The organism is Paenibacillus sp. RC334, from assembly GCF_030034735.1.
GTDB classification, from domain to species: Bacteria; Bacillota; Bacilli; order Paenibacillales; family Paenibacillaceae; genus Paenibacillus; species Paenibacillus terrae_A.
On the sequence record NZ_CP125370.1, the window covers coordinates 5,647,009 to 5,669,880 of the forward strand.

Consider the following 22,872-nt stretch of genomic DNA (forward strand, 5'->3'; position numbering starts at 1 on the left):
CCCCTAACGCAAACGCAACCTTGGATCTACAGCCGCCTGGACCACATCTACCAAACACTGAACACCTACGATTAAAAATGCAGCAAAAATAACATACCCCTGAATCACTGGATAATCCCGCTGCGTAATCGCATCTATAAAATACTTGCCTAAACCCGGCCATGAAAAAATCGTCTCTACGATGACATTGCCCGCCAGCATAAATGACAGATTCGTGCCTAACAGCGTGATGATCGGCAAAATCGCATGCTTGAATATCTCAAAAAACAGAATATGCGTGCGGGAAAAGCCTCTGGCCTTCGCCGCCTTCACAAAATTCCGGTCACCCAGCTCCAGCATTTGGGCACGCAGCACACGGGCTTGCACAGCCCCCAAACCTGCCCCAAGGGTCAGCGCTGGCAGTACCAAATGAGTCCAATCTTCCCGACCCATGGACGGGAGCCAGCCCAAACGGACGGAGAACAGGTAAATCAGCAGAAAGCCAAGCCAAAAAGAGGGGATGGACGATCCGAGCAGTGCAAACAGCCTTCCCAGACGATCCAGCCAACCGCTGGATTTTACCGAGGCAGCCAGCCCCATCCCAAGAGTCAGCAACGTCATGACGGCAAAGCCCGCCGAGGCCAGCTCCACGGTAGCAGGCAGTCTGTTCCACAGCTCGGTTAGCACCGACTCCTTGGATACATAGGAGGTGCCCCAGTGCCCTGTGAACACATCCCGCAGCCAGTTTACATACTGAATATGAAGCGACTCGCTCAAGCCCAGCTCCTTCCGCAGCGCCGTCAACGCCTCCTCAGAGGCAGGCACATTATGCGCGGTGAGCAGAATGGTAGCAGGGTCGCCGGGAGCCAGCCTCATCAGCACAAACGTCAGCGTGGATACAACGAACACAATGATGACCAGTTGCGCCATACGTTCCAGAATAAAACGAATCATAGGGTATGCAGTCCGTTATTCCGCAATATCGGATTGCGCCGTAATGTAGTAATACTCAATCGGATGCGGTGTAAAGCCCTCAACCCCTTTTTTCACCCCAAATACATTATCAGGGTGAACAATAAACGACTGCGGCAAATCGGTATTAATGATATCCAGCGCTTGCAATGTCACGGCATTACGCTGTGCTGTATCCTTCGCCAGCTTCAAGCTGCCAAGAAGGTTCTCCAGCGGTTTGGAACCATAACGGCTTACATTGGCCTCGCTTTTAGAGGAATAAAACATGTCCATAAAATATTGCGGCTCCCCCGTATGGGCAGTCAGCATACTGTACATGGCAAAATCCCAATCGTTTTTGGTTAGCGCCTCGTCGATATTTTCCACCTTGCGGATCTTCACCTGGATGCCCTCTTTCAGCAGTTGGCTCTGAATCACCTCAGCCATGACTGAAAGCTCTGGACGCTGAGGGAAGGTCAGCAACGTAACCTCGAACGGCTTGCCTTGCTTGGTCCATGTACCTTGGGCATCCTTTTGCCAACCATCCTTCGTCAACAACTGCTCCGCCGTTCCGTCCAGCGCTTTACGTTCCACCTTGCCGAAGAAGAGAATGCTCGGGAATGGGCTGCTTGCCTCCGTACCATAGCCTCTCATGATCGCACTCACAATGGATGCACGTGGTATCAGGCTGTCCACTACTTTGCGGTTCGCGGCATCCTTGAACACAGGCGACTCCATGTTATACACGATCATATGAGTGCGCAAAGAGGGAGCCGACAGCACTTGCAGCTTATCGTTCTTTTTTAATACCTCCGCGTTATCCACCGGAATATCAGTCGCTACATCTACTTCGCCAGATTGCAGCGCCAACAGGCGTGAATTGCCGTCCGTAATGAACTTCATCGTTGCTTCAGCCAGCCGTGCCTTCTCGCCCCAATATTCGTCATAACGCTCTACGACCAATGACTGATCCTTGTTGAACGCTTTAATTTTAAAAGCACCTGTCATCGCAGGGTAGCTCTGCTCATCCTTCATAGACGCTACATCCAGCACAATCGTCGATGGATCAGCCAGATTGGACACCAGCGCTGAATTGGGCTGGTTTGTCGTGATTTTCAACGACAGCCGCCCAGTTACATCAATCGACTTTACGTCTAGCAAATCCTTTGCCAAATGGCTTTTCTCGATGGAGCGCAGCAGGGAAGCCTTCACACTTTCCGCGTCCATACTCTTTCCGTCATGAAAAGTGACCTTATCCTGCAAGCTGAACGTCCAAACTGTGGGACTGTCCTGCTTCCATTCCTTGGCCAGCCAAGCCACTGGTTCCAGCTTTTCATTCAAACGGACAAGTGTCTCACCTGCGCCGGACCGCATGACATCCCAGCTATTGTCTCCGTGCGGGTCAACGCCCGACGGTTTCCACGTATACGCCATCACCAGTTTCTTATCTGCTGTAGCCTGTTGTGTGGATGTGTTCTCGCCCTTGCTGGGGCTATCCGCCGTCTTATTAGTTGTCGAGCATCCCGAAAGAGCCATAACTGCCAGCAGTAGCATCACCCCTGTACATATAAACCATGAACGCTTTTTACGATTGCTTATCATTCTATTGACTCCCCTCATCTTGTAATCTCATACATACCTAACGCGAAAAAAGCATCCCCGACCGCTTAATCAGCAGTCAGAAATGCTTTCATTATAAAATGCCTAAGCTCACCCTCTTCACCCTCTAAAAACAAGGGGGATCGGATCGGTTTCAGACATTCCCGTATGCAGCACGCCTAACCACCTCCCCAGCATCCCGTGAGTCTGACAGTGATGTTAAAACAGGCAGGTCTCCTGACTTCAGGCTTATCTCTCAGGCCTTCCCGGTTCTTCACAGTTCCAGTGGCTGTTCCGAAAGCTACAGCAATTCCCTGCTGATGCCTGTATACAGTGGCGGGTCCGTGTCGGAATCTACCGAACTTCCCTTTTAAGTGAACACGCACAACAGCCATCTACATGATTTCAGCGAAACCCTGTAGGTGGAAAGTCCGGTTCACACCTGTTTTCTTCCTTTATTCCTCTATATTACGAATTAGGACTATCTTATTTTGTTGTTACAGGCCTGTCAACAAATGTCGCATAATAATTTAAATTTTAATGATACAGCGAGAAACAAGGCTGTGGCTTTGCGTTGCGTGTACGCAATGGACGTGATAAAATTAGGTATAGAGATAACCACCGTGTCCGTATACTAAAAAGAGTCTTCGCCGCTACCAACGGCAAAGACTCTTAGGACTTGAAAGGCTGTGGATCACCACGGCGCGCTAAATGCTTAGCTAAACCCACCGTTAGGCGCCTAACCTAATTACGCGGTGGGTTTTCGCTTGTTCCGAAATTTCCGACGTAGCCAGCGATAAAGTTTACGAATACTAAACACCAGGCTTAGTAACGTAACCATCCAACGCAACACATCGTAGCACGACACAAGGTTGACCATCGGCTTCACCCCCTTTCGGGAAGCTGCGCCGTGGTCTGAAAACATCCACCACTATTCAAAATCCATAAGGTAGATTATACCATGACCTCGCCTACCACTCTAGCAAATTCTTCTAATAGAATCTCAAACCCCGATCTTCATACAGGAAGAGGGTTTTATCAATAACTCTATGCCAAAAAGCCGGAAAAAGAGGCTTACGTCCTCTCTCCGGCTGTCCTTACCTATTACTAATCATCAAACCTTCTGCGGAACCTCCGCCACCGTCACACCTTTGACCGCTTCGCCTTGTTTTTTCGTTAAAACGATATTCAAGACAATCGCTGCGATCGAACCGGATACGATACCGTTTTGCAGCAGCATTTTGGCAAAGCTCGGCAGTTGGTCGAACATTTGGGGCAGCACGGCAGAGCCGAGGCCCACCGCAATGCTACATGCCGCGATCAGCAGATTGCTTTCCTTCCTCAAGTCCACTTCTGACAAAATAGACATGCCCGACGCAGCAACCGAACCGAACATGACGATCATCGCCCCTCCCAGCACAGCATTAGGAATCACTGTCGTTAAGGCAGCCAGTTTGGGCAACAGACCAAGAACAACCATAATACCACCCGCAGCAAAAATAACGTTCCGCGACTTGACACGTGTTAATGAGATCAGACCTACATTTTGCGAGAATGCCGTGTAAGGAAACGCATTGAAAATACCCCCGAGCATAATCGCAAGTCCCTCAGAGCGCAGCCCATTGACGATTTGCTTCTGCTCTACCTTCTGGTCAATCGCCTTGCCCACTGCCAAATAAACGCCCGTAGACTCGACCATGCTGACAATATTAACGATAATCATTGTACATACTGCCATAATGCTAAACTCAGGCTTACCAAAATAAAACGGCTGTGCAACACTCACCCAAGACGCTTGCGCCACTGGAGCAAAATGTACCATCCCCATCGCATAAGCGACCACGGTACCCGCAAATAGACCGATGAGCACAGAAATCGAGCGCAAAAAGCCCTTGGCCAACCGATTCACAAGTAAAATAACCAGTAAAGTAACTAACGCCAGCAGCAAATTACGCGGCTGTCCAAAATCCGCGCTGCCCTGGCCCCCTGCTACGTTATTCATCGCCACCGGAATGAGGGACAGGCCGATAATCGTAACCACCGAGCCCGTAACCACCGTCGGGAAAAAGCGTAGCAGCTTGCCATACAACGGTGCCGCGAGCACCACGAATATACCGGATAAAATAATGGCTCCGTACGCGGTCGCCAAATTCGAGGTCGACGCAATCGCGATAATCGGACCCACCGCCGTAAACGTACAGCCCAGAATGACAGGCAATCTACTGCCGAAAAACCGTGTGCCCATAATCTGCAACAACGTGGCAATCCCACAGGTGAACAGATCCGCAGCTACCAGATAGGCCATTTGGGCTGGCGTCAGGTGCAATGCTCCCCCTACAATCAGAGGTACGGCAATCGCTCCGGCATACATCGCCATCACATGCTGGAAGCCCAGCGCGAATAACTTTTGTTTGCTTAGCATCCCACATTCTCCTTAACGGAAGGAATCACCGCACCCGCTTCTTCTATAAAATGAACCTCGCCAGGTGCCATCGAAGCGATACGTGCAAGAGAACGTACGGCAATACCTCTTTGCTCCAGCAGTCCACGGCCTTCCTGAAAGCTCTTTTCAATCACGCAGCCGACCCCGGCCAGCTCCGCTCCTGCTTCCTTCACAATATCCGTAAGTCCGACCAATGCTGCGCCAGTCGCCAGAAAATCATCCACGATCAGCACATGGTCGCTGGTATCGAGATATTTTTGGGAAATACTCACCTGATAGGTTTCCTGCCGTGTAAACGAGTGGACCTCAGCGAAGTAAACCTGCTCGTTCAGCGTGATTGCCTTCTTTTTCTTCGCATACATGAACGGAACACCCAATGCAATGGCTGTAGCCATGGCAAACTGAATGCCGCTTGCTTCAATCGTAAGCACCTTCGTAATGGGAGCACCGCCAAAAAGACGTGCGAACTCCTTACCAATCTCCAGCGCCAATGCTGTATCCACCTGATGATTCAAAAATGAATCTACCTTTAATACCGTGTCGGATAAAATCTGTCCCTCTTGACGAATACGTTCCTCCAAAACTTTCATGATGCGGGTATCGCTCCTTCTTAAATAGAATAAATCTGCCAAAACCAAAAAAAGGACAGGCTCCCTTGAGTTGTTTCTCAAGTGAAGCCTGTCCCTGGGGTTGTAATCCCTGACGGATTAGCGCACAAATAAATGCCGCATTCATCCGAAGCCGATGCGCTATCACTCATAGTCGGACGATTACTGTGGTCGTCCGGTAGAAACTTTTGGGCCATATCCCCAATATTATACGAGTCATATGAAATTGATACCTTGTATACTACACCCTCTGGCGGGCGGTTTCAAGACTATTTTTCATACAGATAGCGGCACTTGAAGAACATTCCACAATTCGAACATTACAAAACAGCGTTCCCCTCCGATTAAGGTACATATATTGTAGAAAACGGATATTAATGCACATAAAACCACACAAACAATATTATATTTTATTTATAATTTGAAAAACAAAAATAAAACCATATATTATGTTTCCGTTTGTGTTGACTACACAGAAAAACGGAAGTAGTATTGAATTATATAAGATGTAAAGAGGCAGGAGCTTCGACTGCCGGGACTTCACCCACGTAAGGAGATTTTATATGGATAACTATCTTGCTGTTGATATTGGGGCTTCAAGCGGAAGACTCGTAAGTGCAACCCTGCAAGGTGGCCAGCTTCACTTGGAAGAGCTTCACAGGTTCGGCAACTCCTTTACGGAAAGGGACGGACATGATTACTGGAATGTCGATGATCTGTTTGACGAGATCATAAAAGGACTGCAAAAAGCCAAACAGAAAGGGATTCATTCCTGCACGCTCGGCATAGATACATGGGCTGTAGATTACGTCCTGCTGGATCAGGAAGGTCGTCGCATTCATGATATCTACGCCTATCGCGATGCACGAACTCTTCATGCACCCGAAAAGCTGCACCAGCTCATAAGCAGAGAAGATGTATATGAGAAGACAGGCATTCAGGAGCTGAACTTTAACACGCTGTATCAACTGTTCGTCCATGATCGGGAACAGCTCGCCCAAGCAGATAAAATTCTGATGGTTCCCGATTATCTGTATTACCGCCTTACGGGCATCATGATGAATGAAACGACAAATGCATCTACCATGCAGCTTTTAAATGTGAATACCCGGGAGTTGGATGAAGAACTACTGTCCCTGCTCCGTCTTCGCCGTAATCAATTTGCAGCGCTTACCAAGCCCGGTCAGACTCTGGGGGCAATCTTACCGGAGCTTGCTCAGCAGTACGATCTTCCAGACTGCCAGCTCATTGTCGTGCCTACACACGATACAGCATCGGCTGTGGCGGGTGTTCCGTCGAAGCGGGAAGAATCGTGGGCCTATATTAGCAGCGGAACGTGGTCACTTCTGGGTATGGAGCGGCGACAAGCCTTGAATACCAAGGCAGCCATGCAGGCGAACTACACCAATGAGTGGGGAGCTTACGATACGTACCGTTTTCTGAAAAACATTATGGGCCTATGGATGATTCAGGAAGTAAGAAGAGAGGGCGGTTCTGCTCTTAGCTTTGCCGAATTGGCCCAACTGGCTTCGGCAGAAACGCCGTTTGCCAGTCTGGTTCTCTGCAACCTGCCCGCATTTTTAAACCCGGATAGCATGACTCTTGAAATTCAACGATTCTGCGAGGAAACGGGGCAATCCATTCCCCGGACACCGGGTTCGCTCGCCCGTTGTATTTTCGACAGCCTGGCCTTGAGCTACCGGGATGCCTTACATGAGCTACAGCGTTTAACAGACGAAACGGTTACTCAATTGCACATTGTCGGCGGAGGCGCTAACAACGAGTTACTATGTCAGCTAACAGCCGATCTTTTGGGGATTGAGGTTCACGCTGGACCTTCCGAGTCGACGGCCATCGGTAATATTGTCGTGCAGCTCATCAGCACTGGTGCTCTTGAGGATCTCCAGGCTGCTGGCAGTGTCATTGCCCAATCCTTCCCGACTCAGTTATATCAACCGAGGACAGTGGATGGACTGGAAGGAGTTCTGGAACGCTGGGAAAATCTCAGGAAGCAAACAGCGTCCTCTATTCAGATATCTCGATAAAGGAGTAAACCCATGAATCAAGCCATTGAAGCCAGTTATAACGAAGCGAAAAAGCTGTATGCCCGCCACGGTATTCAGGTGGATGACGTTTTACGGAAGCTTTCAGAGATCAAAATATCATTACACTGCTGGCAGGGAGATGATGTTCAGGGGTTCCTGTTCAAAGACAAACAGCTTAGCGGGGGCATTGCTGTAACAGGCAGCTACCCGGGCAGAGCAGGTACACCGGATGAATTACGTCAGGATTTAGAGAAAGCCCTGTCGCTCATTCCGGGTCAACACAAGGTCAATCTGCACGCGATCTATGCGGATACCACAGAACAAGTGGATCTGGATCAATTGGAGCCGCACCATTTTCAGAACTGGGTAGACTGGGCCAAACAGCAGGGATTGGGGCTTGATTTTAACCCCACCTTGTTCTCCCATCCCAAAGCGGAAGACGGCTTCACGCTGAGCCACAAGGACCCTGAAATTCGCAATTTCTGGATCACACACTGTAAAAAATCACGTAGGATTGCGGAGTATTTTGGAAAAGAGCTCGGTCAGCCATGTGTTACCAACCACTGGATGCCGGATGGTTACAAGGATACCCCGATTGACCGCTTGGCTCCAAGAAAACGCCTTAGAGATTCTCTGGACGAGATTTTCAGTGAAAAAATCAGTGAAGAATACAACATAGACGCGGTTGAAAGCAAGCTGTTCGGCATCGGTTCGGAAAGCTATGTCGTTGGCTCGCATGAATTCTATATGGGTTATGCGCTGACGCGGGGTAAATCCATTTGTCTCGATTCCGGTCACTTCCATCCGACTGAAGTCATTTCAAATAAACTGTCTTCCGTGCTGATGTTCACCGATCAATTATTGCTCCATGTCAGCAGACCCGTTCGTTGGGACAGCGATCATGTGGTGACCATGGACGACGAATTACTCGACATTGCCCGTGAGCTGGTTCGCGGAGAATTGCTTTCCCGAACCCATATCGGCCTAGATTTCTTTGACGGCAGCATCAATCATGTGGCTGCATGGGTCATCGGAACACGCAACACGATCAAAGCGCTGCTTCGCGCTATGCTGGAACCGATTGAAGCATTGAAGCAGGCGGAAGAGGAACGGGACTTCACCACTCGTCTTGCCCTTGTCGAAGAATTCAAATCATATCCGTTCGGGGCCGTATGGGATTACTATTGCGCTCAAAACGGTGTCCCCGTTCGTGAAGAATGGCTGGCCGAAGCAAAAAACTATGAACAACAGGTACTGTTAAAACGGTAATTACCGCATGTATAAGCTTGTATGTTTAAATCATCCAAAGGGAGAGATCATCCATGACTACTGTACTGGAGAATCATAAAGAACGGAAATCGGAGCTGGATATTCCATTCGTCCGCGAGATGGCGGAAATTACGCAAAACATGTGGAAATTCGGCTGGGATGAGCGTAACGGAGGGAATGTCAGTTATATTCTGGATGAAGCAGAGGTATCCAAATATCTTGATATCCATCATGTTATTCGTACGATCAAACCTGCTTTTCCTGTGAATGAGTTGGCAGGCAAATATTTTATCGTCACCGGATCAGGCAAGTATTTTAAAAACGTAATCTCCGATCCAGAAGCCAATTTAGGTGTCCTCCGTGTCTCGCAGGATGGCGAGCAATTGGAAGTCTTGTGGGGCCTCAAGCATGACGCGGTACCTACCAGCGAATTGCCGTCTCATTTTATGAGCCACATTGAGCGCTTGAAGGTCGATCCTAACCATCGTGTTGTAATCCATAATCATGCCACCCATGTCATTGCCATGACCTTCATTCATAGTCTGGACGAAAACCAGTTTACCAAAACACTGTGGGAAATGTGTACCGAATGTATTGTCGTCTTCCCAGACGGTATCGGCGTAATCCCTTGGATGGTACCGGGCTCCAGCGAAATCGGCCGCGAAACGGCCAAAAAAATGAAGGATCATCACGCCGTATTATGGCCTCATCACGGTATTTTCGGAACAGGCAGCTCCATTGATGAAGCGTTTGGCCTGATTGAAACGATTGAAAAAGCGGCGCAAATTTATATGCTCATTGCTAAGCATGATATCCAGCAGCGGATTACGGATCAGGAATTGGCGGATCTGGCCAAAGCCTTTAACGTTATTCCAAAAGAAGGAATCCTCAACGTATAAACATAGGCTAACCTCATAGCTCACAACTTAAAAAGCTCCACGGCTTGTCTCAAACCAGCCATGGAGCTTTTGTTATGCATATCGGGATATTACACTTTATGCTTCTCTCTATATTCATTCGGAGTTACGCCGAAATAGTCTTTAAATTTTCGGTAAAAAAAGCTCAAATTATCATAGCCGATATCGGCCGCAATATGATAGACAGGTGTATCCGTATTGGAAAGAAGGAGCGAGGAACGCGTCATTCGGTGGATCAAAATCAATTGTTTAAACGATCGTCCGGTCGATTTTTTAAGTAGCGCACTCAGGTAGTTCGGATGGAAATTAAAGTGCTCTGCTGTAGAAGCAAGCGTACACGTTTGGAAGTTCTCTTCCAGGTAGTGAAGAATCTCAATGACGGATGGATGGGAAGACGATTTGGCATGCTTCTGGTTCGTATCAAATTGGAATACGCGCAATAGTTCAGAAAAGATCAAGACCATATAACAGTCGATCATCTCTTCAGAACACAGGGATTGATCATAATATTCACACAGAAGCTCCCGCATAAACAAGCCGAGCTTTCTGCTGTTTTCGGAATGAAAAATAATGTATCTGTTGTGCGTCTGATTATCCGAAATTGCATTCACCAGAAAGTCCGTAATCATGCTGCGACTGGACAAGCGACTTAGAAAAGAAGTTGAGAAATATTCTCTGCTCATTGAAATGTTCACAATAATATCATTCTCGCCTGTCGCCAAAATCGCATGTGGCGCTCCGGTATCTACAATACAAATTTGGCCCTCGGTTAATGTCACCGTCTGATTGTTGATGATCTGTGTACACTGCCCCGAATAGACATAATTCATTTCAATATCATTGTGGATATGCATAGGAACCTCAGCAAATCGACTGTGCTTTGTAATCTTGATTTTGCCGCCCTCCAAATAAAACACAAACACTTTTTGGCCGTTATATTCAATCTGTTTAATGCTGTTATATTTCTCGGACAGATACGGATGTTCTCGATAGGCTTCCTCACTTGCCGTCAATTTACGCAGCTTGCGATCCAATTCATCATGTTCCATTAACCCCATCACCCCTCCTATTATTATAACCTTAAGTTTGGACAGTCAACAACTTGTGTTTCGGTATTAATATCCCTAAATAAAAGCGTTATCATGTGAGTATAGAAAGAGAAGTTATCATTTATATCTAAAATATTACAATACACATAAAAGTACACTATTAAGAATATTTTCTTCGGCAAAAAAGTAGTATTCCATAAAAAAAATTATAAATATTCCGGGAGGATATCCATGAAAAAAATAGAAGACGTGCTCGCCGGTCGGCAAGACAACTATATACTCCCTTTCTTTTGGCAGCATGGTGAAGATGAAAGTACGCTGAGAGATTATATGGAAAAAATGCAAAGTACGGGCATTCAAGCCGTATGTGTCGAGTCACGGCCGCATCCTGACTTTGTCGGGGACAAATGGTGGCGAGATATGGACATTATTTTAGATGAAGCCCGGAAACGGAGCATGAAGGTGTGGATTTTGGATGATTCCCATTTCCCAACCGGATATGCCGTCGGGAAAATCAAAAGTGATTTTCCACATCTGCAAAAAAGCTTCCTGAAAACACATCAACAGGATTTTGCAGGTCCACTGAAGCACGCCAGTTTTCTGGTTAAATGGGCGGCCCCGCACCCGGGAGACCGGATTATCGGTGTCATTGCTGCCAAGAAACAGAACATGGATGAGGTTGACACTGATACTTTGATTGATATTAGCCAGTATTTGCATGATGGCAAGGTGTACTGGGATTTGCCGGAGGGAGAATGGCGAATCTTTACACTGGTGCAGACTTTTTACGGTGGAGAAAAGGAAACGGAAGGCTACCTGAATCCGATTGTACCGGAAGCGACGCAGGTCCTGATTGATACGGTATACGAAGCGCACTGGCAGCATTATGAGGCGGACTTTGGTTCCACTATTGCAGGCTTTTTCTCCGATGAACCCCGTTTTGGGAATATGCATGGCGCGTTCGGTTCCATCGGGAGATTCGATATGGTGCTGCCGTGGCGCGACGATATGCTTGATCTGCTGAAGCCGCTGCTATCTGGAGAGGTTCTGCGTTTGCTGCCTTTGCTGTCCGTAGATGGGGGAGCGCAGGCGCACAACGTCCGTTATGCCTACATGAATCTGGTCAGCCAACTGTATGCCGATCACTTTACCGGCAAGCTTGGCGGATGGTGCCGTTCGCATGGGGTCGAATACATCGGTCATTTGATCGAGGACAACAATGCTCATGCGCGACTTGGCTACGGAACAGGGCATTTTTACCGGGGATTGTGGGAACAGGATATGTCCGGTATTGATGTGGTGCTGCATCAAATTATGCCGGGCATGGATCGTGGAACCTTCAAATCCTTTACCTCAAAGGGCTGGGATGGAGAATTTTTTCATTATGGATTGGCGAAAATGGGGGCTTCTCTGGGGCATATAGATCCCAAAAAGAAAGGCCGTACGATGTGCGAAGTATATGGTGCTTATGGCTGGGGAGAAGGACTCAAGCTGATGAAATGGATCACGGACCATATGCTGGTTCGGGGAGTGAACTATTTTGTTCCGCACGCCTTTTCGCCCAAACCGTTCCCTGACCCGGATTGCCCCCCACATTTCTATGCAGACGGGAAAGATCCGCAGTTCAGATACATGCACATTCTGATGCAGTATATGAACCGCATGAGTCACTTGCTGACGGATGGCATCCATATCGCTCAGGCAGCAATCCTGTATCATGCAGAAGCAGAATGGTCAGGGGATTATATGCTGTTCCAAAAGCCGGCACGAGAGCTGACTCAGCATCAAATTGAATTTGATATTGTGCCTGCTGATACGCTAGTTGACGCAATCGTCACAGATGGACAGCTCGTTGTAAACAGCGAATGTTTTGCATGTGTGGTCATTCCTTATGCTGAAGCGCTCCCCTACTCCCTTTTAACCGCATTAGGAGACGGGCTGGATCAAGGACTGCGCGTATTCTTTGTAGGAGGCTTCCCTGAGCGCTTCAGTGAGGGCAGCGGTGCAGAAACAGTGCTGGACAAAATCCGTCAACACAAGAATTCCAGACTGGTTTCATTGGAAACTATAGCTGAAAAACTGCGTGATGAAGGTATCTATGAAATAAATGTATCGGATCACCAGCCGTATCTGCGCTATTATCACTACCAGCAAGCGGACGGAGATGTGTTCATGTTTTTTAACGAGCACCCCTATGAGTCTATGACTTCATCCATTGATATTCCATTGTCCGGCAACGTATATGAGTATGACGCTTTGACGAACCAGCTTGTACAGTTGGATTCGGGTGTCCATCCCGCCGGAACGACTCTGTCTCTGACACTGAGTGCATATGAATCCAAAGTTTTTATATTCAACAGCAGGTTGGATGAGAAACTGGTATCCATGTCAACTCCAAAAACCAACTTATCTGATGCTACAACAACGATAATCGAGGGAAAGTGGAAGGTTTCCTTGGCCTCTGCGGAGCAATATCCTCACTTTGGCGAACAGATTGAACTGAAAGAACTGGTGAATTTAGCGACCCCGGATTTATACCCAGAGTTCGTAGGAACCATGAGATACCAGATTGATTTTGAGGTCACAGCTATGCCAAAGCAGGCGCGATTAGCACTTGGGCAAGCATATGAAGTCGCTGAAGTCTGGATCAACGGTCACTCGGTCGGAAGCCGGATCTGCCCACCATATGATTTTGATGTCACCAAAGCGTTGGTCCCAGGTATAAATACGCTGGTCATTGAAGTAACCAACACGCTCGTCAAAGAGCAAGCCGACTTCCTTTCACAGTATCTGTTACAGGAGCCTACTGGCTTGATTGGACCCGTTCAGTTAACGATGCAGCCATGATGTGATGTTCATAACCCTGGCTCTTTCGAGATTGGAAGAGCCAGGCATTAAAGAAGTATGCTGGAGGGGTTAAAATGGATAAGCAGAAATTAGCCAAGGATATCCTGGAGGGCGTCGGCGGCGAGGAAAACGTCGAGAGCGTCGTTCATTGCATGACCCGGTTACGTTTCAAACTGTACGATGAAAGCGTGCCCAATAAGGAAAAAATACAGAAATTGAAGGGCGTTAAAGGAGTTACCCTAAATGGCGGACAATATCAGGTCATTATCGGTAACGAAGTAGCCGACGTCTATGAAGAGCTTGTGAAGTCTGCTCAATTGGGTTCAGGGGATAAAAGAGGTTCATCTGCTCCCAAGAAAAAGCAGAATTGGTTCAATAATATTCTGGAGACGATCGCGAGCTGCTTTACACCATTGCTTCCTGCACTGGCTGGAGCCGGGATGGTCAAAGCGCTACTGGCTATTCTCACCACACTCCATGTACTTTCCGAAAACAGTGGTACTTACCAGATATTAAACGTTATTGGAGACGGCATATTTCATTTCTTGCCTATACTGCTTGCCATAAGCGCTGCCAGAAGGTTTAAATCCAACGAATTTATAGCTGCAACGATTGCCGCGGCGATGCTCCATCCCAATTTACTGGATTTAAAAAACGGCGGTGCCAGCACGATTGATTTTCTCGGCCTGAACATCCCTCTGGTGAATTACGCTTCTACGGTCATTCCGATTTTGCTAACCATCTGGTTAACGTCTTATGTCGAAAAATTTGTTTACAAACGTACACCTAATGTACTAAAAATCGTATTAGCACCATTAGTAGTGCTTTTGGTTATGATTCCTCTAGCCCTGTATGCCATCGGACCTGTGGGTACGTATGCAGCTCATGGAGTGACAACCGCCATTAATTTCTTGTTTAATACGTCCGGACTGGTGGCCGGGTTTATTCTGGGTGGCTCCATTCAAGCCCTCGTCATCACAGGCATGCACTACGGACTAATCCCAATCATTGTGCAATCCCTGGCTGTGAATGGCTATGATTATACAATACCGGCAACATTTATGGGGGTTATGGGGCAAGCAGGTGCGATCTTAGGCGTTCTGCTACGCACCAAAAACAAAGAATTGAAATCACTCTCCGGCTCTTCTCTGCTCTCCGCCTTGTTGGGGATTACGGAACCCGGAATTTATGGAGTCACACTGCGACTGAAGAAACCTTTTTATGCAGGCATGATTGGCGGGGCCATTGGTGGAGCTATTCCCGGCGCTGTAGGGGCCAAAGCGATTACGATGGCTCCAAGCGGTTTACAATCCCTGCCTATCTTTGCTGGCCCGACATTTGTTTATGTGATTATTGGTATCGTCGTCAGTTTTACCATCGGGGCCGTTGTATCTTATCTGCTTGGATTTAAAGAGCCTGACAATGTGGAAGACGAAGGTGACAATGAAAAGAATACTTCAGACGAGATGAAGCCGCTATCAGGAGAAAAAGTGCTATACGGTCCTCTGAACGGAACTATCATTGAACTAAGCGAAGTTAGCGATCCCGGCTTTGCTGCCATGGGCAAAGGGTTGGCTATTATCCCGGATCACGGACGGGTGATCGCCCCATTTCAGGGTAAAATCGCTACCGTAGCTAAAACGAAACATGCGGTAGCCATTGTCGGCGATGACGGAACCGAGGTGCTCATTCATGTAGGCGTAGACACTGTGAAGCTGAAGGGTGAATTTTTTACGACTCATGTTCATGCAGGCGATGAAGTACAGGCGGGAGATGTACTGCTGGAGTTTGAACCGGGCCCGATCAAGGCTGCCGGGTACGACACCACCACATCTGTTGTCATTACGAACAGTGATGAGAACACCGAGATTTTGAACAATGCCGGGACAACAGCCGTTGAACGCGCTCCATTTATGACGGTTGTTGCGAAATAACCCGGTATGCTGAGAGACAATAGAAAACAGGACTCCTGTGCTGGTGTGCATAAGGAGCCCTGTTTTCGTTTCGTTACCTATTCTTTTAATTCATGACAGTTACTTGAATTCGGATGTTTCACGAATGGCCCGATCCGTCAACTGGGTTCAGGACAGCGTCCTCCATCGGCTGGTTATGCAGAAGTTTTGATTTTATAACCCTAAATTCCAATGAATTAACTTGTAATTATACATTCCTTTATATACAATAAAATCAAAACCCCCTTATCTCCACCAAAGGAGAGGTGACATTGTTGTGAAAAGAGTAAAGAACGAAGATCACTTCGACATCGTGGAAGACCATTATTTCACAGCTACTGAATTGGAAAAATCCAGCGCGATATGGCCAGTCAGGCTCGGTATGGATATTTCCAAGACCAGCTGTCATGTCGGCCCCAAGGCTGTGCCTTATTTCTATTTAATTTTTGTGCTTGACGGTCAGGCTGAGTTTATTTATAAGCAAAAGAAATATCATGTGCAAAAGTCCGACCTGTTCTGCTTCTTCCCGCATCTTGCACATGAATATTACACGGATCAGGAGAACCCGCTGCAAAAGGTATGGATTGCTTTTGAGGGACCCAAATCCCTTGCGCTGCTGGAGCGAATCGGGATTAAGCCCTGTACGCCTTTTTTGGCCAACGCAGTAAGCGAGGAAGTCACTGGACTCATCTCGAATTTGTTTTCCATTGTAAATGACAACAGCAGACGTGACAGCGATCTCTCGCGTCTCATTACACTGCACCAGATTTTCGAGGAGCTGTCCCGCACCACATCGGACACACTACGCAATTCTGTATGCTCCGACTATTGGCTACAGCAGGGGAAAGATTACATTGATATGCACTATTGTGACCGCATTACGATTGAACAGATTGCCGAGCATGTAGGCGTGGATCGCGCGCATTTTTCACGCAAATTCCATTCCACCTTCCTGATTTCCCCCGCCAAGTATTTGCAAAACCTCAAAATCGATGAGGCCAAAAGATTGCTGGAGCAAACGACTTACAATTTGTCGATCATTGCCCAGTCCATCGGCTACACGGATATGTCCACCTTTTCCAAGGCATTTAAGAAAACGGCAGGGATTCCGCCACGTGAGCATCGGTTCCGACATCAAGCCCGGCAAGAGTTCCACACGCCAACGCTTAGCATGTAGCGAGGCGTGGCAAGGTGTGGAAAAACAGCATCTGGATAATAGTATGGGTATGCTTGCATGGAGTTCAGCAGCGATACAGGAGAACAACCGTGTACGGTGGTTCTCCTTTTTTTATGACCTGATCCTAATTCCGATTTGGTTCTTAGCCCTTTCAACGCTATAATAGGCATCAAACCAACAGGAAAGGTACGTGAAACAAATGCTGCGATTCAATGCGATACGTACGGGCTATCTGCTGGGCATCTCACTGGTACTGGCCGCGATTATTTATTTTTTCGCCTCCAATTGGGGTGGGCTGGATCGGACGGCCAAAATTGTGCTGGCTGCTGCGCTTATCGTTCTGTTCTATGGTTTGTCCTTTGTATTTGCACGTGTACGCGCTGTTCCCAGTCAGCAAGCCTTTCTGTCGAATGTATTTCTGGTAGCTGGCTGTATAGCCTTTGGCGTTTCCGTGGCGTTGCTTGGTCAAATATACAATTCCCACGCGGATAGTTACGGGTTGTTTTTAATTTGGTCGGTTCCGGCTCTGCTGCTAAGCTGGATTACCCGCTACAATCCTTTTTATATGCTGTCTTTTGTGCTGATTCATCTCGCCTTGTGGCTCTACTTTTACCCTACGATGCAAAGCGCGCCTTACAGCGAACTGGAATCTTTGTCCATCGCCGGATTGTTCGCACTGGTCAATCTGGTGTTGTTTCTATTGACATTCCTTCATCGCATACATTCTGGACCGCTGAAAAATATGAGCTTTATCGTTTTCCATATAGCCGTGCTGACGATGACTAACTCTTTTGCATTGGATGAATATGGTCTCATTATGAACATACCATGTATCGCTGTAATCGCTATTGGATTTTATGTGTTTACCAAGGTCCGACTGAGTAAAACGCTGCTCACCTTGAATGCATTGGCGACCTCCGCTTTTGCTGTCTTTAAATTTATCGAGCTGGCGGAAGCGTACTCTTCATCGCTGTTCTTTGTCTTTGGGTTGATTTTTGTGGCGCTGCTGTTGACGGGTAATGTATGGTTTTTCCGTTATTTGAATCGTTTGGGGAAAACACCGCCGGAAGCTGGGGAAATATCCAACGAGAACAAAGGGGATATCGCAAAATCCGATACGGAGACAACGGGCATCAGTACATCAAAGACTGAGACAACCGTTCCCGAAGAACGTAGCAGTGAATGGATCAGCAAAACCGTATCCCGCGTGATCAAAGTGGTTGGAGTGCTGATTGGAAGTATATCCCTGATCGGACTGATTAACATTAGCACGAATGTAAACCACACCGAATATGTACTGTTGGGTGTGTCGTTGCTGCTTATGATTTCGATGATTGTCATTCCGGAATCCAAGCTGGATTCTGTAATACGTTATACCCTGTTGACGATCAGCTATATTACAGGCTGGGCAGCCATTTTATGGTCAGATATAACGTTGCTTTCGGTATTATTTCTGATCGTTTCCATCGCCGGATGGTTTCGCTCCAAAGGGAAAAGGCAACTCTTTTTTACCTATACCTTTGTAAACCTGAATTTGGCGACCATTCTATTTCAGCAGTTTCAGGAGTGGGATTCTTGGAACTGGTCCTTTGAGTACATTATCCTTTCTCTTTTCTTGGTCAATGCTGTGCTGTATGCAGCAAGTTATTTTATACCCAAGACGGCATCGCGGGAACACCTTCGGGATAGCTCCTTATTTTTCAGCTTGCTGTTTATGTTTTGGGCGACCTTTTTCAAGGATGTCATTCCACACTCTTATGTGCTGATTAACATTCTTTATTTCGTTATCGTTACAGGCATGGTCTTTGCCTTCATCCGACTAAAACATAGATCGGAGGCCATCACAAGCGTAGCGTTCTGGTTTATTTTTATTGGCTTCAAATACTATGATTTGTTGTGGACGCTACTGTATAAGTCCTTTACGCTGGCGCTGCTGGGTATCATTGCACTCGGAATTACGTGGTGGGCGGATCGGCGGATGGCCCATAGCGGCAAGACAGCGTTTGAGGCCGACCACCGCAGCTTTAGCTTCATGCGCTTAAGCCCGCTGCTGATCGCTGTAGTCATCGTGCTACAGCTCGGTGTGATCGGCTATCAGACCGTGAGAAGTGAAACCCTGCTTGCCACAGGCGCTTCCATCAAGCTCAAACTGGCTCCTGTAGACCCTCGCTCTCTGTTACAAGGCGATTATGTCATGCTGAATTACGATATCTCTACCCCTTTTTCGCAGGACAATTGGAACCGGGGCAAGGTTAAAGTCGTTCTCACGCCGGGTAGCCAAGGAGTATATATCGCTGATCGACTGTACCAGGATGGTGAAAAGCTTTCCAATCATGAGGTTATTCTAAATGGACAATGGAATGGTTCACGTATTCAGTACGGTATTGAGAATTATTTCATCCCTGAGGGAACCGGGCGTAATGTTGAACAGAACGCTCATTATGCCTACATTCGGGTAAGTCAGAACGGGGATGCGTTGCTGGAACGGCTGTCAGACAGCTAACCGGAGATCATGGAGCACATCGTACCCAGTGGGGTCTTATCCTGCTGTTGTACGTCACGCCTGCATGATGCGAAGATCCAGTCGTCATTACAAAAAACAGGCTGAACCAAGCCCCTCCATTACTGGAGAGTCACTTGGTTCAGCCTGTTTACTTTTACAGTACAGTGGGAGGACGCCCCTTATGAATTGCCTTCTTCATCTTACGCTCAGCCCCGCCTATGCGTCTCTCGACCATGCCACAATCCCTTGGATATCCTCCGGCTGAGTCCGGCAACAACCACCAATCAGACGGGCTCCTGCTTCATACCATTGGCGGGCACTCTGCCCGAACGTCCCGGTACAGCTCGTACCGTGCCATGTCTTGGTAACCGGGTCATATTCCTCCCCCAGATTGGGATACACCACCACGGGCTTATCTGTATGACTGCGCATTTCGTGGATGAGTGATGGAATGTACTGCGGCAAAGTACAATTAATACCTACGGCAGCCACTTGCTCATGCTCATCCAGCCATTCGGCGCAATCAGCGGCGGACTCCCCATTGCTGATGTGCTGCCCATCCTTTGCACTAAAGCTGATCCAGGCATACGTACCGGGAAATTCCTTTAGCAATCGCGTGATGGCCTTGGCTTCGACCAGACATGGTATTGTTTCACAGGCTAAAATGTCTGCGCCCGCCTCAATCAGCGCTTTCATACGCGGTCGGTGAAACTCGACAAGCTGCTCTTCGCTCAGCTTGTAATCACCACGGTATTCAGATCCATCCGCCAAAAACGCCCCGTAGGGGCCGACGGAGGCCGCGACCAGCGGTTTGGGACGCTGCTGTTGTTTTGCACCAGCCGTAATGTCTGCCCAAAATTCATCCCGCGCCTGTACGGCAATCCGTACCGAGGACTGAATCAACTCCAGCGCTTCATTTTCGCTTAAACCCCGTTTGACGTAGCCTTCAACGGTAGCCTGATAGCTCGCAGTGATCGCGCAGTCTGCCCCCGCTTCGAAATAGTCTCTATGCACACGCTTGATAGACTCCGGGTGCTCATGAAGTATTTTAGCCGACCATAAGCTGTCGTTCAGATCATGCCCGTGACGCTCCAGCTCCGTAGCCATTGCGCCATCCAGCACGATCAGCGAAAATTCGTCCAGTATATGCTGTATCGGATTCATAGGTTCCTCCTGCTTGTTTCCTCTATTTAACCCACTGATTAAGTGGGGTTTAATGATTTATATTATAGCATGTATGTTGGTGAGTACCTCTCATTTTCCCATCTGATGTAACGTATAAATTTTTTAAATTAGTTTCATAAGTTAAATTAATTACATATTGTTCTTTTTTTCACAAAGTCATTTTACTATAAAGGTGCAAACCAACACTTTGGCCAAAAGATCAGGGAATTGCATAGTCACTTTTGTGAAAAAAGGTACAAGAGAGGGTTTTATCTATGTCTTTACTAGAAATGATTACAGCGACCTTAACAGATAACAAAATTGTCAGTTCTATTGCTTCCACCGTTTTTATTATCCTTCTTGGTTTCTTTTGCCGCAAGAAGGGGATTTTTAACGCAGCAGTAGGAAAGTTGTTATCCAAGGTTGTTCTAACCGTGGCTCTACCAGCACTAGCCTTTAATTCTTTCATGCAAGATATTAATCCTATAATGTTAAAACAAGGTATGAATGTTTTAATATGGGGTATTCTCATTTATATTATTCTCATCTTTATTTCAAAACCTTTCTTCCTGAGCTACGACAAGGATAAACAGGATGTTTTACGAGTGTTGACTATTTTCGGTTCTACTACTTTTTTCGGAATTCCAATTGTCGGGGCCATTTATGGGCCTACCGGAGTTATGTACAGTTCCATTTTTAATATAGGCTACCGCATTTTCTTATACTCCTATGGCTATATCAAAATGAGCGGCTTAAAAATGGAGCTTAAAAATCTCAAAACCATGTTTTTAAATCCGATTGTTATCGCCACTTTTCTAGGCTTATTTGTTTGGTTGCTTCAGGGCTATTTGCCACAAATGAGCGTAGCTACAGAGGATGGGGCCATTCAGCAGTTTGCTTTTCTAAGAATTGATCAAACCGCTGTCTGGTTGTTCAAGCCCATGACCTACCTTGCTGGGCTAGCTTCTCCATTAGCCTGGTTATCGATTGGCTCGACATTGGGTGAGATCAGCTTCAAATCGGCAGCTACTGATAAGACCTCTTGGTATTACAGCATAGTTAAAGTTTGGCTTGTACCCATTGTTAACATCATTTTACTGGCCTTGTTGACTGTATCTCATATTCTGTCAGTCGATTCTGTCGCTTTATCTACTATTGTCATTATGATGGCTACTCCTACAGCTACCGTAGCGGCAGCCTATGCCATCAGTTTTGACAAGGAAGCCATATTGACATCCAATGCATCGCTTCTATCTACTATAACTTCTGTCGTCATGATTCCAGTTTGGATCATCACGCTAAATATCATTGATAAAATTGGCATTTTCTAAATCAGGGGGAAAACAACATGTTAAAAATCATTTGCTATGGTGTCCGTTCTTATGAGCAACCATATTTCCATGACCTCAATAAATATAACTTCCAACTAACGTTGGTAGAAGAACTGTTAACCTCCAGCAATGCAGAGTTGGCACAGCATCACGATGCCGTTTTGTTAAGAGGAAACTGTGCCGCGAATCGAGAGAATCTCACGAAATTTAAGGAATACGGCATTCAATATGTTTTCACCAGAACGGTCGGAATCAACCACATTGATTTGGATGCCTGCAGCGAATTCGGAATGAAGGTCGCACGCGTGCCATCCTACTCTCCGAATGCCATCGCGGAGCTATCCTTAACTCTGGCTATGATGCTGTTTCGTCATACAGCTTATATGACTGCCAAAAGCTCGTTCAAAAATTTCATTGTGGACGAGCATACATTCAGCAAAGAGATCCATAACTGTAAAGTTGGGATCATCGGGGTCGGTCGCATTGGTCTGACGGAAGCCAAATTGTTTAAAGGCTTAGGAGCATCTGTTATTGGCTATGATGTGTACCAATCCGACATAGCCAAGGAAGTCATTCCATTTACAACCTTAGATAAACTACTGGCAGAGAGTGATATCGTCAGTGTGCACGTTCCTTATCTGCCGAGACAGAACGACAAAATGATTAATGCCAGCTTTTTAGAAAAAATGAAAAAGGGCTCTATTCTAATCAATACTTCACGTGGCGAATTACAAGATAACCAAGCCATTTTGGACGCTTTGCTTAGCAACCATCTGGAAGGCTTCGCTACGGATGTCTTCCCTAAAGAAGATGAATTATTTTTCAGAGCATTTGACCCATGGCAAATGCTCCCCGATCCAACGATCCAGAAGCTTATTGAGCTGTATCCAAGAGTTTTGGTTACGCCTCATGCCGGCTCGAATACCGTTACGGCGCTATCCAACATGATTGAAACCAGCTACGACAACTTCCATGATATACTCACGGCCCAATCTTCGGATAATCTGGTCCCACTTCCTGTTCTTTCTATGAACTAAT

15 protein-coding genes and 2 riboswitches are annotated in these 22,872 nt (G+C 47.1%); of the genes, 9 read left to right on the forward strand and 6 right to left on the reverse strand.

The window, feature by feature from the left end; translation table 11 throughout:
* Positions 1 to 3 precede the first annotated feature (3 nt).
* The 4 genes from nikB to QMK20_RS25885 form a co-directional block, all read right to left on the reverse strand.
* Positions 4 to 933, reverse strand: a complete 930-nt coding sequence (gene nikB, locus QMK20_RS25870) for a nickel ABC transporter permease (protein ID WP_283653875.1) — start codon at positions 931 to 933, stop codon at positions 4 to 6.
* Between the two features lie 15 nt (positions 934 to 948).
* Positions 949 to 2,532, reverse strand: coding sequence for an ABC transporter substrate-binding protein (locus QMK20_RS25875; protein ID WP_283653876.1), 1,584 nt, complete (start codon positions 2,530 to 2,532; stop codon positions 949 to 951).
* Positions 2,533 to 2,739: 207 nt separating this feature from the next.
* Positions 2,740 to 2,937, reverse strand: a riboswitch (cobalamin riboswitch).
* A gap of 706 nt (positions 2,938 to 3,643) precedes the next feature.
* Positions 3,644 to 4,951 carry a nucleobase:cation symporter-2 family protein gene (locus tag QMK20_RS25880; protein ID WP_283653877.1) on the reverse strand — a complete coding sequence of 436 codons (1,308 nt, stop codon included), beginning with the start codon at positions 4,949 to 4,951 and terminating at the stop codon, positions 3,644 to 3,646.
* Complete coding sequence (locus QMK20_RS25885) at positions 4,945 to 5,562, reverse strand: xanthine phosphoribosyltransferase (protein ID WP_283653878.1); 618 nt, start codon at positions 5,560 to 5,562, stop codon at positions 4,945 to 4,947. The genes QMK20_RS25880 and QMK20_RS25885 overlap by 7 nt, the downstream gene beginning before the upstream one ends.
* Positions 5,563 to 5,711: 149 nt before the next feature.
* Positions 5,712 to 5,815, reverse strand: a riboswitch (purine riboswitch).
* A gap of 328 nt (positions 5,816 to 6,143) precedes the next feature.
* On the opposite strand from QMK20_RS25885, the gene rhaB reads away from it, so the two are divergent.
* The 3 genes from rhaB to rhaD are packed head-to-tail and all read left to right on the forward strand — an operon-like array spanning position 6,144 to position 9,793.
* Positions 6,144 to 7,625: a rhamnulokinase gene (gene rhaB / locus QMK20_RS25890; protein ID WP_283653879.1), complete on the forward strand. Its 1,482-nt coding sequence runs from the start codon at positions 6,144 to 6,146 to the stop codon at positions 7,623 to 7,625.
* 12 nt (positions 7,626 to 7,637) lie between these two features.
* Positions 7,638 to 8,894, forward strand: a complete 1,257-nt coding sequence (gene rhaA / locus QMK20_RS25895; protein WP_283653880.1) for an L-rhamnose isomerase — start codon at positions 7,638 to 7,640, stop codon at positions 8,892 to 8,894.
* Between the two features lie 53 nt (positions 8,895 to 8,947).
* Positions 8,948 to 9,793, forward strand: a complete 846-nt coding sequence (gene rhaD / locus QMK20_RS25900; protein ID WP_283653881.1) for a rhamnulose-1-phosphate aldolase — start codon at positions 8,948 to 8,950, stop codon at positions 9,791 to 9,793.
* An 89-nt stretch (positions 9,794 to 9,882) separates the two neighbouring features.
* Here rhaD and QMK20_RS25905 read toward each other — a convergent pair whose 3' ends face one another.
* Positions 9,883 to 10,860 carry an AraC family transcriptional regulator gene (locus QMK20_RS25905; RefSeq protein WP_283653882.1) on the reverse strand — a complete coding sequence of 326 codons (978 nt, stop codon included), beginning with the start codon at positions 10,858 to 10,860 and terminating at the stop codon, positions 9,883 to 9,885.
* 231 nt (positions 10,861 to 11,091) lie between these two features.
* Here QMK20_RS25905 and QMK20_RS25910 point away from each other — a divergent pair, with 231 nt between their 5' ends.
* The 4 genes from QMK20_RS25910 (at position 11,092) to QMK20_RS25925 (ending at position 19,339) form a co-directional block, all read left to right on the forward strand.
* On the forward strand, positions 11,092 to 13,707 hold the full coding sequence (locus QMK20_RS25910; RefSeq protein ID WP_283653883.1) for a glycosyl hydrolase family 2 protein: 2,616 nt from the start codon (positions 11,092 to 11,094) through the stop codon (positions 13,705 to 13,707).
* A 74-nt stretch (positions 13,708 to 13,781) separates the two neighbouring features.
* Positions 13,782 to 15,641: a beta-glucoside-specific PTS transporter subunit IIABC gene (locus QMK20_RS25915; protein WP_283653884.1), complete on the forward strand. Its 1,860-nt coding sequence runs from the start codon at positions 13,782 to 13,784 to the stop codon at positions 15,639 to 15,641.
* Between the two features lie 295 nt (positions 15,642 to 15,936).
* Positions 15,937 to 16,836 carry a helix-turn-helix domain-containing protein gene (locus QMK20_RS25920; RefSeq protein WP_283653885.1) on the forward strand — a complete coding sequence of 300 codons (900 nt, stop codon included), beginning with the start codon at positions 15,937 to 15,939 and terminating at the stop codon, positions 16,834 to 16,836.
* Positions 16,837 to 17,035: 199 nt separating this feature from the next.
* Positions 17,036 to 19,339, forward strand: a complete 2,304-nt coding sequence (locus tag QMK20_RS25925) for a GDYXXLXY domain-containing protein (RefSeq protein WP_283656351.1) — start codon at positions 17,036 to 17,038, stop codon at positions 19,337 to 19,339.
* 216 nt (positions 19,340 to 19,555) lie between these two features.
* Here the strand turns inward: QMK20_RS25925 and mmuM are convergent, their stop codons facing one another.
* On the reverse strand, positions 19,556 to 20,503 hold the full coding sequence (mmuM, locus tag QMK20_RS25930) for a homocysteine S-methyltransferase (protein WP_283653886.1): 948 nt from the start codon (positions 20,501 to 20,503) through the stop codon (positions 19,556 to 19,558).
* A gap of 275 nt (positions 20,504 to 20,778) precedes the next feature.
* Here mmuM and QMK20_RS25935 point away from each other — a divergent pair, with 275 nt between their 5' ends.
* Both QMK20_RS25935 and QMK20_RS25940 read left to right on the forward strand, forming a co-directional pair.
* On the forward strand, positions 20,779 to 21,834 hold the full coding sequence (locus QMK20_RS25935) for an AEC family transporter (RefSeq protein WP_283653887.1): 1,056 nt from the start codon (positions 20,779 to 20,781) through the stop codon (positions 21,832 to 21,834).
* A 17-nt stretch (positions 21,835 to 21,851) separates the two neighbouring features.
* Positions 21,852 to 22,871, forward strand: a complete 1,020-nt coding sequence (locus tag QMK20_RS25940) for a 2-hydroxyacid dehydrogenase (RefSeq protein ID WP_283653888.1) — start codon at positions 21,852 to 21,854, stop codon at positions 22,869 to 22,871.
* Position 22,872 lies beyond the last annotated feature (1 nt).